Here is a 12,490-nt window from a genome sequence, read left to right as displayed (position 1 = left end):
ATCGGAGTTCTGCCCGCATGGCCACCTTGTCTTCGCCCCCCTTGAGCGTGGTGGCCGCCACACACCTGTCATCCTGGCTGGGGCACCTCGGGGTCAGCCCCGCCGCATTCGACGACACGCTGGGGTGGCTCAACCCACTGTGGACCGTGCACCGGCTGCATGCCCGCGTGGTGCACCGCCGGGCCGAAACGGCCACCGCCACGACCTTCGAGTTGCAGGCCGGACCCGGCTTTCACGGCCTCAGGGCGGGGCACCATGTGATGGTGGGCGTCGAGATCGCAGGCGCACTGCACCGGAGGGCCTACTCGCCGCGCGCGGTGCCGGGACACCCTCAGCGTTTCGCCATCACCGTGCAGCGGCAGGCCGGCGGCCTGGTGTCCAACCACCTGCATGACCGCGTTCAGGTGGGGCACCACGTGACCATCAGCCCGCCGGACGGCGCATTCACGCTGCCCGCGGCCACGCCGCCGCGACTCTTGCTGTTGGGTGGCGGCAGCGGCATCACGCCGCTGATGGCGATGCTGCAGCACCTGCACCGTGAAGCGCCGGCCACCCGTGTGACGCTGGTTTACTTTGCGCGCAGCCGAGCGGAGCGCATCTTTGCCGAGGCGCTCGACGAGCTGACCCGGCAATGGCCCGCCTTCCGCTATGTGCCCGTGGACTCCACCGCGCACACCGCAGCCGGTGCGGGCGAGCCCGCACCGGCCCTGCTGGACGAAGCCCTGTTGTCGCGCGTGGCGCCAGACTGGGCCCGCACCCCCACCTGGTGTTGTGGCCCTGCCCCGCTGATGGCGGCGGCCCGCACGCTGTGGCAGCAGGCGGGGCAAGCCGGGCAGCTGCATCTCGAGGCTTTCGGGCCCGTCCGTGCCGAGGGCGACGCGACCACGCGCCACGCCGTGCACATCCGGCGTGCGCCACACACCCATCGGTTCGAGGCCCCCGGCCACACCACGCTGCTGGAAGCCAGCGAGCAGGCCGGCCTGCGGCTCAAGCACGGCTGCCGGCAGGGGCTGTGCCACGAATGCACATGCCGCCTGCACAGCGGCGCCGTGCGCGACCTGCACAGCGGAGCCCGGATCGACGGCGAAGGCCAGGCGATCCGGCTGTGCGTCAGCAGCGCCCTCACCGACCTCCAGCTTGAATCGCTGGGTTGAGAGACCCGACCCCACACCATGACCTACTCTCCTTCCTCCACCGTGCAGATCGGCCCGCGGACCCCGGCCGAAATGGCCGCCTTCCAGCGTGACCTGGACGCGATCGGCGACGACACCCGGCGCACGCTGGGTGAGCGCGATGCGCGCTACATCCGCGGCATCCTGACGCTGGTGCGCGTCACGGAACTGCTGGGCCGCGCGCTGCTGGCGTTCGGCCCCTTCCCGCCCACCTGGCTGCTCGGCACCGCCCTGCTGGGCATCAGCAAGGTCATCGACAACATGGAGCTGGGCCACAACGTGATGCACGGCCAGTTCAACTTCATGAACGACCCGCGCTTCCAGGGCGACACCTTCGACTGGGACAACACCTGCCCGAAGGAGGAGTGGCGCCACTCGCACAACTACACCCACCACACGTGGACCAACGTGATCGGCAAGGACCGTGACTTCGGCTACGGGCTGCTGCGCCTGTCGAGCGACCTGCGCTGGAGCTGGCTCCACCCCTTCCAGCTGCTGCTGACCCTGCTGCTGGCGGCCTTCTTCCAGTGGTTCGTGGCCATTCATGATCTGCAGATGGACAAGGTCGTCATCGGGCGCAAGAAGTGGTCGGAATGTCGGCCACAGTGGCTGCTGGTGCGGGCCAAGATGTGGCGCATCGTCAAGCGGGACTACGTGGTGTGGCCACTGGTGGGCGCGGCCATTGGTGCCGTCACGACGGGCGACGCGCTCGGTTTCGGGCTGGCCGTCATGGCCGGCAATGCGGGCGCCAACCTGATCCGCAATCTGTGGGCGTGGGCCATCATCTTCTGCGGGCACTTCACGGAAGAGATCTACACCTTCACCCGTGAATCGGTGGAGGGCGAAAGCCGCGGGCAGTGGTACCTGCGTCAGATCCTCGGGTCCAGCAACATCAGCGGCAGCCCCCTGCTGCACCTGATGAGCGGCAACCTGTCGCACCAGGTGGAACACCACCTGTTCCCCGACATCCCCGCCAACCGTTACGCCGAGATCGCCCCGCGCGTGCAGGCCGTGTGTGCCCGCTACGGCGTGCCGTACCACACCGGCAGCTTCGCGCGGCAGTTGTGGACGGTGCTCAAGCGCATCGCCCGTTACAGCCTGCCGGGCGGGCCGCAACGGGCTGTGCACATCGCCCTCAAACCAATCGCAGCGGAGTAGTTCACCCCGCCCGGGCGCCCGGTACCGCGCGCCCGATGCAAGCAGGAAAAGGCGTGGCCATTGGCCCGCCTTTTCGCCTTTCGGGCCCGCACCGACGGGAAATGGCCCTGCATCACCCCCCTTCAAATCGCTTTTGTCAGGTTTTTTCTGACACGGCATGCAGTCCTCAGCCGACGCGGCTTACAGCGCCGCTCCTATTCAGAAATCCGGCCCCGGTCACCAGAATCCATCCCATGCCGACACCCATCGGCGAAACAAGACCGACAAGCCCGCCTTCCAGAACCTTTAGGAGTTCAAGATGACCAACGATCAAGTCCTGATGGAGATCCGCGAAGCCAACCTGCAGTACCTGATGCTGGCACAGAGCCTCATCCGCGCAGACCGCGAGCAGGCGCTGTTCCGCCTGGGCATCTCGGACGAGACCGCGTCGCTGCTGAACCTGCTGACCCCGGCCCAGGTGCTCAAGATCGCGTCGAGCAACACGCTGATCTGCCGCATGCGTGTCGACGATGACCTGGTGTGGGCCCTGCTGACCAACCATGGCAAGGGCACGGCCAACGATGCCGTCAGCCGTCTGCATGCTTCGATCCTGATGGCCGGCCGCCACCAGGAAGCCGCCTGAGATTCGGCCCCCATCGTCACCCGCCCACCGCCTGCAAGGAACCGCCATGCGCAACAAGAGCCTGCTGACCGAAGCCAAGCAGATCGAACGGGCCGTCACCCTCATCAAACTGGGTGCCCGCCTGCAGGTGCTGGAATCGGAAACCGACATGTCGTACGAGCGCCTGTTGCGGCTGTACAAGGAAGTGGCGGGCAAGTCCCCCTCGAAGGGGCAACTGCCCTTCTCGACCGACTGGTTCATGACCTGGCAGCCCAACATCCACGCCAGCCTGTTCCTGAACATCCACGAATACCTGAACAAGGCCGCCGAGATCGATGACATCGACGCCATCATCAAGGCCTACCAGCTCTACCTGGAGCAGACCGAGGTGCAGGGCCTGGAGCCGCTGCTGTCGGTGACCCGCGCATGGCGCCTGGTCAAATTCATCGACACCGGCATGCTGAGCCTGACGCGTTGCACCCAATGCGGTGGGCACTTTGTCACGCATCCCCACGAGATGGCCCGCCACTTCGTGTGCGGCCTGTGCAACCCGCCGGCGCGCGCCGGCAAGGGCAAGGCCGTGGGCGGCATCCAGTTGCACTGACCTGCCCGGGGCGGCCAGGCCTCAAGTCTGCCGTCCACGCGCCGATAACCACCCAGGCGGTTCGACAGCGAATCGCGCTTTGCTTGTCTCCTCTGGGCACGACCGAGGACGGACGTGCTCTTGGCGGGCCCGCTTCGGGCCCGCCTTTTTGCTTGGTGCAAACGCGGTGCGCTTGCCACCAGGTGAAACCTGAGCGGGATAAGCAGCGGGAGTGCGGCGCTGTTCCCGGCATCGGCCGCCACCCTGCTGACTGAAGATGCCGACATGATCAGTACCTGACCCACCACCATGTTCGTCGCGATCGGATACATCGTCTGCCTGGGCTGCATCTTCGGCGCCTACATCATTCACGGCGGGAACATGAGTGTGATCATTCACGCCCTGCCCACCGAAATGATGGCCATCGCCGGGGGCGCTCTGGGCGCGTTCCTGGTGAACAACCAGCCCAAGACCGTGAAAGCCGTGCTCGGGCAGTTCGGCCCGCTGTTCAAGGGCTCGAAGTACACCAAGGACCGCTACATGGAGCTCATGGCGATGCTCTATGAGGTCCTCCAGAAGATCCGCAAGGAAGGCCTGATGTCCATTGAAAAGGACGTCGAGGACCCGCACAACTCCGCGCTGTTCGGCAAGTACCCCACCGTGGGCCACGACCACCACGTGATCGAGTTCGTGACCGACTACCTGCGCATGATGGTCTCGGGCAACCTGAACGCCCACGAGATCGAGACCCTGATGGACAACGAGATCGACACCCACCACCACGAGGGCCACGCGGCCTGCGCGGCGGTGGCGCGTCTGGCCGGTGCGCTGCCGGCCTTCGGCATCGTGGCCGCCGTGCTGGGGGTGGTGAACACCATGGGCTCGGTGGGCCAGCCGCCGGCCGTGCTGGGCGGCATGATCGGATCCGCGCTGGTCGGCACCTTCCTGGGGATTCTGCTGGCCTACGGCGTGGTGGAGCCCCTGGGCGGTCTGATGGAGCAGAAGCTCGACGAAGGCACCAAGGAATTCCAGGTGGTCAAGACCGTGCTGCTGGCCTCGATGCAGGGCTACGCGCCCCAGGTGGCCATCGAGTTCGGCCGCAAGGTGCTGTACTCGACCGAGCGCCCCACCTTCGTCGAACTCGAAACACACGTGAAGAAGAAGTGATCCCGATCACGCTGCCTGCCCCGCACACGCTGAAAGCACACCATGGCCGGTGATTCCAAGAAGGTCCAGCCGATCATCATCAAGCGCATCAAGAAGGGCGGCCATGCCGCCCATGGTGGCGCCTGGAAGATCGCCTATGCCGACTTCGTGACCGCCATGATGGCCTTCTTCCTGCTGATGTGGCTGCTGGGCTCGACCACCGAGGGTGACAAGAAGGGCATTGCGGACTACTTCAACAGCCCGTTGAAGGTGGCCTTCTTCGGCGGCAGCGGTGCGGGCGATGCCACGTCGATCGTCAAGGGTGGCGGCAACAACCTCAGCGAAACCGTGGGCCAGGTCAAGAAGGGCAGCTCGGACGCGGCCGAGGAAAAGCGCCGCCGCCGCGCCATCCGCGCCGAGCAGGCGCGTGCCGAGACCGAGCGCCTGCGCGTGCTCAAGCAGAAGGTCGAGGAGGTGATTGCCAACGACGACCGCCTGGCCAAGTACCAGAGCCAGATCCGGCTGGACCTGACGGCCGAGGGCCTGCGCATCCAGATCGTGGACGACCAGAACCGCGCGATGTTCGACAGCGGCTCCAGCGACGTGCAGGGGTATATGCGCGACATCCTGCGCGCCATCGGCGGGGTGCTGGACGAGGTGCCCAACCGGCTGACCATCGAGGGCCACACCGACGCCAAACCCTTCAGCGGCGGCGAGCGCGGCTACAGCAACTGGGAGCTGTCGGCCGACCGGGCCAACGCCTCGCGGCGCGAGCTGATCGTGGGCGGCCTGAGCGGCACCAAGGTGCTGCGCGTGCAGGGTCTGGCCGCCAGCATGCTGTACGAAAAGGACAGCCCGGAGAGCCCGCTGAACCGCCGCATCAGCATCATCGTGATGAACCGCGAAGCCGAAGACCGGTTCTTTGGCGCCGCACGTGCCGAATCGGTCACGGCCGAGGACGATGAGGCGCCCCCCGCCCCGCCCGAGTCGGACATCCGCCCCTCAAGACCCGACCTCACAGGCCGATAAGCCTGCAATGAGCCCGGCGGCCACGCCGGCACCAGACCCAAGGACGACCCCATGAGCCAACCCGCTGACATGAAATTCCTGATCGTGGACGACTTCTCCACGATGCGACGGATCGTGCGAGGCCTCCTCAAGGAGATCGGCTACATCAACGCCGAAGAAGCCGAGGACGGTGCGGTCGCACTCAACATGCTGAAGAACGGTCGCTTCGACTTTGTCGTCAGCGACATCAACATGCCGAACATGAACGGCTTCGAGTTGCTCAAGGCGATCAAGGCCGACGACGGCCTCAAGCACCTGCCCGTGCTGATGGTGACCGCCGAAGCGAAGAAGGAAGACATCGTGCTGGCGGCCCAATCGGGTGCTGCGGGTTACATCGTCAAGCCCTTCACCAAGGCGACGCTGGAAGAAAAAGTACAAAAGATCATGCAAAAGCTCGCCACCACGGCCTGAGCAACAAGGGAGCCGACGATGAAAGTGGACCTGCCAGACAACATGCAGATGCCGGCGGCCTCGCCGGAGATCTTCCAGCAACTGGGCACGCTGACCCGCCAGTTGCACGACACGATGAACATGCTGGGGGTCCTGCCGGGGCTGAAGAACAACGTCGACGATCTGCCCGACGCCCGCAGCCGGCTGAACTACATCGCCAACAAGACGGCCGAGGCCGCCGAGAAGGTGCTCAACCTGGTCGACACCGCCAAGGCGGACCAGGAGCACATCGCCAACGAGACGCGCAAGCTGGCCTCGCTGATCACAGCCGACCCGGTCAAGGCCGTGGCGAGCGGCGCGGTGTTCAACTTCGTGCAGGACGTCGAGAAGGTGACGCACCGGGTCGACGGCCACCTGACCGACATCATGATGGCGCAGGACTTCCATGACCTGACGGGTCAGGTCGTGGCCAAGGTGGTGCGCCTCGCCTCCGACCTCGAGGCCCAACTGGTCAAGCTGCTGGTGCAGGCTGCGCCCCCCGAGCAGGCCCACAAGGTCGAAGCGGCCCTGACGGCGCATCTGGAGCCCAAGCTCGAAGGCCCCGTGGTCAACCCCGAAGGCCGCACCGACGTGGTCGCCAACCAGAGCGAGGTCGACGACCTGCTGGCCAGCCTGGGCTTCTGACCCCGAACCCCGGCGCCATGCGACAAGGCCACCTTCGGGTGGCCTTCTGCTTTTCAGGGCTTGCTCAAGTCTGCATCGCCATCGCATCCCGCACGGCACTCACCTGCCGCCGCGACACCGCCAGCCACTCCATCGTCGGGCGCACCTGCACGGCCCAGCCTTCACCGCCCTCTTCCTCGTCAGGGCGACGCTCCAGCGCGCGCATCGCCTGGCGCGCCACCAGTGCATTGCGGTGGACGCGGATGAACCGCTCACCCACCTGGGCCTCCAGTTCGGTCAGCGACTCGGCCAGCGTGTGGCTGTCATGCAAGGTGCGCAACACCACGAGCTTCTGCTCGGCCTTGAAGTACAGGATGTCGGCGAGCGGAATGCGCACCACGCGCCCGCGATCCTGCACGACGAACACCTCGCCATCCTCCATCGCCCCGGCCTCGCGCGGCGGCGTGGGCGGTCGCAGTGCGCGCACCCGCTGCAGCGACGCGGTGAGACGATCCAGACGCACGGGCTTGGTGAGGTAGTCCACCGCCGCCAGGTCGAACGCCCGCAGCGCGTGCTCGGCGTGGGCCGTCACGAACACCACCGCCGGCGGCTGCCGCAGATGCCGCAGCCGCGCCGCCAGCGTCATGCCGTCCAGCCCGGGCATCTGGATGTCGAGCAGCACCAGGTCGACCGGCGTGCCCTGATCGTCCTGCTCCTGCAGCCACATCAGGGCCGTGACGGGCTCGCCGAACTCGGCAGCCACCTCGGCCGCCTGGCCACTCTGCCCGACCAACGCGCGAATGCGCATGCGCGCCAGCGGCTCGTCGTCGACCAGGGCGATGCGCAAGGGAAAGGTGTCCTGACTCATGGTGACAAGGGAATCTGACCGGATCACGGGCGCGTGCGCCGAAGCGGCACGCTGAGGCGAACCACATAGACACCGGGTTGGCGGTCGCCATCACCGCGCTGCAGGCCGGCCTCGAACTCGGCTTCGACATCGTGCATCAGCTTGAGGCGCTGCCGCACGTTGCGCAAGGCCATGCCGTGCCCCGGCCGTGCCACCCCGGGCACGGTCAGCGCAGCGGGCACGGAGTTGCGCACGGTGAGCACCACGCGGCCCGCCTGCACCTGGCTGCGCACCACGATCCAGCCGGGCTCAGGCGCCGGCTCGACGCCATGGCGCACGGCGTTCTCCACCAGCGGTTGCAGGATGAGCGCCGGCAATTCGGCCTCGGCTGCGGCCTCGTCCAGCTCCCAGCGCACCGTCATGCGGTCGCCGAACCGCAACTGCTCGATGCTCAGGTAGCGGCGGGCGAGATCCACCTCGTCCCGCAGCGTCGAACGCATCGTGGGCGACACGAGTGCCTGGCGAAACAGCTCGGCCAGGTCTTCCAGCACCGACTCGGCCCGCTGAGGGTCGATCTGTACCAGCGCGATCGCCGTGTTGAGCGTGTTGAACAGGAAATGCGGCCGGATGCGCGCCTGCAACTCCGCCAGGCGGGCTGCCGCATGCGCGGGCAACTCGCTGCGGCTGCGGTGCCGCAACCACGCCAGCCCCGCACAGGCCAGCGCCGCCCCTGTACCCATGGCAGGCAGCAGAGACCACACCAGCGTTCGGGGCACACCCAGCAACCAGTCCAGCCAAAGCCCTTGCGCGGCCCCCACCAGCCCGCTGACGGCCCCCAATGACCCGGCCACCAGCCACTGCACCGGTTCGCTGCGCTGGTCCAGCCAGCGCCGACTCGCACAGGCCACCACCAGCCACAGCAGGCTGCCCGGCAGCGCCACCACCGACCCCTGCATCCAGCGATTGAGCGCGTCCGGCAGGCTGGTGGAACCGAAGGATGTGCCCAGCGCCACCACCAGCTGCACGCCCAGCACCACGCGCAGCACCACCCCGACGTGACAGACGTCGAAGGGCGACGGGGGTTGCGGCCGCGGGGCCGTCTCGGTCGACCCGAACTGCGTCAGCGCGAACTGCGTGGACACCGCCCAGGCCGGTGGCTCGCCCGCCGCGCTGGCGCCGGGGGCGGCATGCTCCGTAGAATCCATGGTTTGCACATTTTGCGCGAAGCGCGCGTCCGGATCACGCCCCATGAGCACCAACCAACTCGACAAGAAGTCCCAGGCCTGGTCGGCCCTGTTTTCCGAGCCCATGAGCGAGCTGGTCAAGCGCTACACCGCCAGCGTGTTTTTCGACAAGCGCCTGTGGTCGGCCGACATCCAGGGCTCGCTGGCCCACGCGGACATGCTGGCCGCGCAAGGCCTGATCTCGGCCGACGACCTGGCCGCCATCCAGAAGGGCATGGCCCAGATCACCCAGGAGATCGAGTCGGGCGCCTTCGAGTGGAAGCTCGACCTGGAAGACGTGCACCTGAACATCGAGGCGCGCCTGACCCAGCTCGTGGGCGACGCCGGCAAGCGCCTGCACACCGGCCGCTCGCGCAATGACCAGGTGGCCACCGACGTGCGCCTGTGGCTGCGCGGCGAAATCGACGAGATCGGCGTGCTGCTCACCGAATTGCAGAAGGCCCTGGTGGACGTGGCCGAGCAGAACGCCGACGTGATCCTGCCCGGCTTCACGCACCTGCAGGTGGCCCAGCCCGTGGCCTTCGGCCATCACCTGCTGGCCTATGTGGAAATGTTCGCCCGCGACGCCGAGCGCATGGTCGACCTGCGCAAGCGCGTCAACCGCCTGCCGCTGGGCTCGGCCGCCCTGGCCGGCACCAGCTACCCGCTCGACCGCGAACGCGTGGCCCGCACGCTGGGCTTCGAAGCCGTCTGCCAGAACAGCCTCGACGGCGTCTCCGACCGGGACTTCGCGATCGAATTCACCGCGGCCGCCTCGCTGCTGATGGTGCACGTATCGCGCCTGTCGGAAGAGCTGATCCTGTGGATGAGCCAGTCCTTCGGCTTCATCGACCTGGCTGACCGCTTCTGCACCGGCTCGTCGATCATGCCGCAGAAGAAGAACCCCGACGTGCCCGAACTGGCGCGCGGCAAAACCGGTCGCGTGGTCGGCCACCTGATGGGCCTGATCACCCTGATGAAGGGCCAGCCGCTGGCTTACAACAAGGACAATCAGGAAGACAAGGAGCCCCTGTTCGACACGGTCGACACCTTGAAGGACACGCTGCGCATCTTCGCCGAGATGGCCGCTGGCATCACCGTCAAGCCGGAAGCCATGGAGCGCGCCGCGAAAAAAGGCTACGCCACCGCCACCGACCTGGCCGACTACCTGGTGAAGAAGGGCCTGCCCTTCCGCGATGCCCACGAAGTCGTGGCCCATGCCGTGAAGGAGGCGATTGCCGCCGGGGTGGACCTGTCGGAACTGCCGCTGGACAAGCTCCAGGCCTACAACCCGGCGATCGAACAGGACGTGTACGAGGTACTGAGCCTGCGTGGCTCGCTCAACGCCCGCAACATCCTGGGCGGCACCGCACCGGAACAGGTGCGGGCCCAGGTCGCACGCCACCGCGCGCGACTGGGATGAATCCAGACCCCCTCGCGCGGCGAGGCCGCGCGAGGGGAGCGCGCTCAGTGGACGCGACGGCGACGCGCCACAGCGACCGCCAGAAGCCCAGCCAGGGCCAGGGCGTAGGTTTCAGGCTCGGGCACGGGCGGCGTGGCCAGTGCAGCCGTCCAGGTCATGCGTGTTGCACCCGGGGTGAAGTCGAGGAGCAGCGGCAGCGCCGAGCCGAACCCCGGCGATTCGACATCCAGCGACAGCCCACGGATGCGGAACGCGGCATGCATGCCCGCGCTGAAGGTGAAGGTCTCACCGGCATCGAAGTCCGCGTCCAGCACGGTGCCATCCTCAGCCAGGATGATCATGTCGGAGAAGCTGCTCGGTGCCGTCACGCTGATGAAGGTGCTGCCGCCTTCGAGGGCAATGTCGAAGCCTTCGGCGACAGGCGGGTCGTACCAGCGCTGAGCGACTGGCGCATCGAAGACGAACTGACCTTCGGCCGGCATGAACGGCAGGATGGGCACGCTTTCACTGCTGCCCACCTCGACACCGCCCACGCCGCCAAAGCCGAACAGGAAGGTGGCCGCAGCACCCGGATCCGCCACGCTGGGCTGTCCCAGCGAGTACAGGTTGGCCCCCAGCGCTGCGAGCTTGGAGACCGCAGCAGCCTCATTGGCGGCACTGCCGTAGTAGATGTTGAAGATCCGGCTGGCACCGGCTTCGAGTGGGCCGAAGGCGAAGTCGAACACCGAGCCATGGTCGTCGGGGCCGGAGCGCGTGAAATCGGTGTTCACCGTGGTGCCGTCGATGTAGCCGGCTGCCCAGGATGGATTCGATGAAGCAAAGCCGTTGTCGCTTGCGTAGCGCACGTTGCCACCGTTCGTCGTCAGGTTGGCGGTGACGCCGGTGTGGCTGACGTACTCGGAGAACTGTGTCGGGGGCACATCCCAGTCCATCACCCGGCGGTAGACCAGACTCTCGATCCGGGAGCCGGTGTTGTTGGTGATGGTCACCTGGTTCTGGAAGACATCGGCAGCGAGCGACGGACCATAGGCCTGGCGCACGGAGACCCCGATGCCCGCCATGTTGATCTGCGATGTGGCTGTCGAGCCAGTGGCGCCGAAGGTGTTGCCCGAGCCGAACCCACCCGAGCCGCTGCTCTGGTTGGCCCAGGTCGAGAAGTTGCCGCCGGCCGTCTCGACGGAGACGCCCCAACCTTCACAGAAGCAACCCGGGGAAATGGCATCGCCCACCCCATCGCGGTAGACACCATAGGTGGCGAACCCGCCCGGCCCGTTGCCGGAGAAATTCAGCTCGCCCGTGTCATTGACGCCCAGCGTCGTATTGCCATAGGTGATCAGTGCACCCGCATGCGCGGCATGGCCGGCTGCGAGCAACGAGGCGGCAACGGCCAACGCCGTGACAGCATGGCTCAAGTTCTTCATGGACAAACCCTCCTCTTTGGATCGTGTAAAAGTCACAGACTTGTCAGAATAGACACAAACGTCAAGTACGGGGAAGCTCCGCGAGCCTGCCCCCCCCACTCCGAGGGGGCAGAGTGGCGCCGAGGTGTGACGAGCCGTTTCAAGTCCGTGGCCGGACCGCCAAAGCGCCGGACCTTGCGCTGCCGCAAGCCGGCGGAGGAGGCCCCTGGTTAAGCTGCCTTTCCCAGCGCGGCGCCTGTCTGCTCGCGCCCCCTGAGAAAGCCGCTCATGTCCAGCCTTGTTTGGTCCGATGCCCTGTCCCTCGCCATGCCCGTCATGGACGACACGCACCGCGAGTTCGTCGACCTGCTTGCCGAAGTGCAGGCGGCCGATGACGCCGCGCTGCTGGCCCGCTGGCAGACTCTGATCGACCACACGATCGACCACTTCGGCCAGGAAGACCGCTGGATGGAAGCCACCGGGTTCGCCCCCGGCAGCTGCCACATGACCCAGCACGCGGTGGTCTTGAAGGTGCTGAAGGAAGGCGCCGAGCTGGGCGCCCAGGGCAATCTGGCCCCCATTCGCCAGATGGCGCATGAGCTGACCATCTGGTTCCCCCACCACGCGCAGACCATGGACGCCGGGCTCGCCCTGCATCTGAAGAGCGTGGGCTATGACCCGGTCACGGGCCAGATCGCCCAACCTGAAGCCTTGCCCGAGCAAGCCATTTCCGGTTGTGGCGGCAGCTGTGGTGGCCATGGCAGCAACGACGCCGAAGCCGCCAAGGAAGAAGAAAGCCAGCAGGCGGCCTGAGCC

The 12,490-nt window shown here is 66.8% G+C and carries 13 protein-coding genes; 10 read left to right on the top strand and 3 right to left on the bottom strand.

The features are described 5' to 3' along the window. Positions 1–17: 17 nt before the first annotated feature. The 8 genes from DEH84_RS03395 to DEH84_RS03360 all read left to right on the top strand — a co-directional run bounded on the left by DEH84_RS03395 (position 18) and on the right by DEH84_RS03360 (position 6,802). On the top strand, positions 18–1,154 hold the full coding sequence (locus DEH84_RS03395) for a flavin reductase family protein (RefSeq protein WP_109034773.1): 1,137 nt from the start codon (positions 18–20) through the stop codon (positions 1,152–1,154). An 18-nt stretch (positions 1,155–1,172) separates the two neighbouring features. Further along, positions 1,173–2,330: a fatty acid desaturase family protein gene (locus DEH84_RS03390; protein ID WP_218929752.1), complete on the top strand. Its 1,158-nt coding sequence runs from the start codon at positions 1,173–1,175 to the stop codon at positions 2,328–2,330. A 298-nt stretch (positions 2,331–2,628) separates the two neighbouring features. Then, positions 2,629–2,952 carry a flagellar transcriptional regulator FlhD gene (gene flhD, locus DEH84_RS03385; protein ID WP_109034771.1) on the top strand — a complete coding sequence of 108 codons (324 nt, stop codon included), beginning with the start codon at positions 2,629–2,631 and terminating at the stop codon, positions 2,950–2,952. A gap of 46 nt (positions 2,953–2,998) precedes the next feature. Beyond that, a complete protein-coding gene (flhC, locus tag DEH84_RS03380) occupies positions 2,999–3,535 on the top strand; it encodes a flagellar transcriptional regulator FlhC (RefSeq protein WP_109034769.1) in 537 nt (178 codons plus the stop codon). 288 nt (positions 3,536–3,823) lie between these two features. Continuing rightward, on the top strand, positions 3,824–4,681 hold the full coding sequence (motA, locus tag DEH84_RS03375) for a flagellar motor stator protein MotA (protein WP_109034767.1): 858 nt from the start codon (positions 3,824–3,826) through the stop codon (positions 4,679–4,681). 42 nt (positions 4,682–4,723) lie between these two features. Further along, a complete protein-coding gene (gene motB, locus DEH84_RS03370) occupies positions 4,724–5,689 on the top strand; it encodes a flagellar motor protein MotB (RefSeq protein WP_109034765.1) in 966 nt (321 codons plus the stop codon). A gap of 51 nt (positions 5,690–5,740) precedes the next feature. Beyond that, the gene (cheY, locus tag DEH84_RS03365) at positions 5,741–6,139 is read left to right on the top strand and encodes a chemotaxis response regulator CheY (protein ID WP_109034763.1); all 399 of its coding nucleotides are present in this window, start codon (positions 5,741–5,743) and stop codon (positions 6,137–6,139) included. An 18-nt stretch (positions 6,140–6,157) separates the two neighbouring features. Next, positions 6,158–6,802, top strand: a complete 645-nt coding sequence (locus DEH84_RS03360) for a protein phosphatase CheZ (RefSeq protein WP_109034761.1) — start codon at positions 6,158–6,160, stop codon at positions 6,800–6,802. A 64-nt stretch (positions 6,803–6,866) separates the two neighbouring features. On the opposite strand, the gene DEH84_RS03355 is transcribed toward DEH84_RS03360, so the two are convergent. Together DEH84_RS03355 and DEH84_RS03350 are read right to left on the bottom strand one after the other, a co-directional pair. Continuing rightward, positions 6,867–7,649, bottom strand: coding sequence for a LytR/AlgR family response regulator transcription factor (locus tag DEH84_RS03355; RefSeq protein WP_179950609.1), 783 nt, complete (start codon positions 7,647–7,649; stop codon positions 6,867–6,869). Between the two features lie 23 nt (positions 7,650–7,672). Further along, positions 7,673–8,833, bottom strand: a complete 1,161-nt coding sequence (locus DEH84_RS03350) for a sensor histidine kinase (protein ID WP_109038192.1) — start codon at positions 8,831–8,833, stop codon at positions 7,673–7,675. A 43-nt stretch (positions 8,834–8,876) separates the two neighbouring features. On the opposite strand from DEH84_RS03350, the gene argH reads away from it, so the two are divergent. Next, positions 8,877–10,274: an argininosuccinate lyase gene (argH, locus tag DEH84_RS03345; protein WP_109034759.1), complete on the top strand. Its 1,398-nt coding sequence runs from the start codon at positions 8,877–8,879 to the stop codon at positions 10,272–10,274. A 44-nt stretch (positions 10,275–10,318) separates the two neighbouring features. On the opposite strand, the gene DEH84_RS19370 is transcribed toward argH, so the two are convergent. Continuing rightward, the gene (locus tag DEH84_RS19370) at positions 10,319–11,695 is read right to left on the bottom strand and encodes a PEP-CTERM sorting domain-containing protein (protein ID WP_245932670.1); all 1,377 of its coding nucleotides are present in this window, start codon (positions 11,693–11,695) and stop codon (positions 10,319–10,321) included. 267 nt (positions 11,696–11,962) lie between these two features. Between DEH84_RS19370 and DEH84_RS03335 the strand changes: the two genes are divergently transcribed. Then, positions 11,963–12,487 (top strand): hemerythrin domain-containing protein, encoded by a 525-nt coding sequence (locus tag DEH84_RS03335; RefSeq protein WP_109034757.1) that lies wholly within the window; start codon positions 11,963–11,965, stop codon positions 12,485–12,487. The last annotated feature ends 3 nt before the right edge of the window (positions 12,488–12,490 follow it).

Source organism: Aquabacterium olei (genome assembly GCF_003100395.1).
GTDB classification, from domain to species: domain Bacteria; phylum Pseudomonadota; class Gammaproteobacteria; order Burkholderiales; family Burkholderiaceae_C; genus Aquabacterium; species Aquabacterium olei.
Note: the sequence above shows the minus strand (reverse complement) of the source record. Positions and strands in the feature narration are given on the sequence as shown.

Coding starts and splice junctions, on each gene's coding strand:
- DEH84_RS03335 (WP_109034757.1), top strand. CDS start 11,963: ATGTCCAGCCTTGTTTGGTCCGATGCCCTGTCCCTCGCCATGCCCGTC.
- DEH84_RS03355 (WP_179950609.1), bottom strand. CDS start 7,649: ATGAGTCAGGACACCTTTCCCTTGCGCATCGCCCTGGTCGACGACGAG.
- motA (WP_109034767.1), top strand. CDS start 3,824: ATGTTCGTCGCGATCGGATACATCGTCTGCCTGGGCTGCATCTTCGGC.
- flhD (WP_109034771.1), top strand. CDS start 2,629: ATGACCAACGATCAAGTCCTGATGGAGATCCGCGAAGCCAACCTGCAG.
- argH (WP_109034759.1), top strand. CDS start 8,877: ATGAGCACCAACCAACTCGACAAGAAGTCCCAGGCCTGGTCGGCCCTG.
- DEH84_RS19370 (WP_245932670.1), bottom strand. CDS start 11,695: ATGAAGAACTTGAGCCATGCTGTCACGGCGTTGGCCGTTGCCGCCTCG.
- DEH84_RS03360 (WP_109034761.1), top strand. CDS start 6,158: ATGAAAGTGGACCTGCCAGACAACATGCAGATGCCGGCGGCCTCGCCG.
- DEH84_RS03390 (WP_218929752.1), top strand. CDS start 1,173: ATGACCTACTCTCCTTCCTCCACCGTGCAGATCGGCCCGCGGACCCCG.
- DEH84_RS03395 (WP_109034773.1), top strand. CDS start 18: ATGGCCACCTTGTCTTCGCCCCCCTTGAGCGTGGTGGCCGCCACACAC.
- motB (WP_109034765.1), top strand. CDS start 4,724: ATGGCCGGTGATTCCAAGAAGGTCCAGCCGATCATCATCAAGCGCATC.
- flhC (WP_109034769.1), top strand. CDS start 2,999: ATGCGCAACAAGAGCCTGCTGACCGAAGCCAAGCAGATCGAACGGGCC.
- cheY (WP_109034763.1), top strand. CDS start 5,741: ATGAGCCAACCCGCTGACATGAAATTCCTGATCGTGGACGACTTCTCC.
- DEH84_RS03350 (WP_109038192.1), bottom strand. CDS start 8,833: ATGGATTCTACGGAGCATGCCGCCCCCGGCGCCAGCGCGGCGGGCGAG.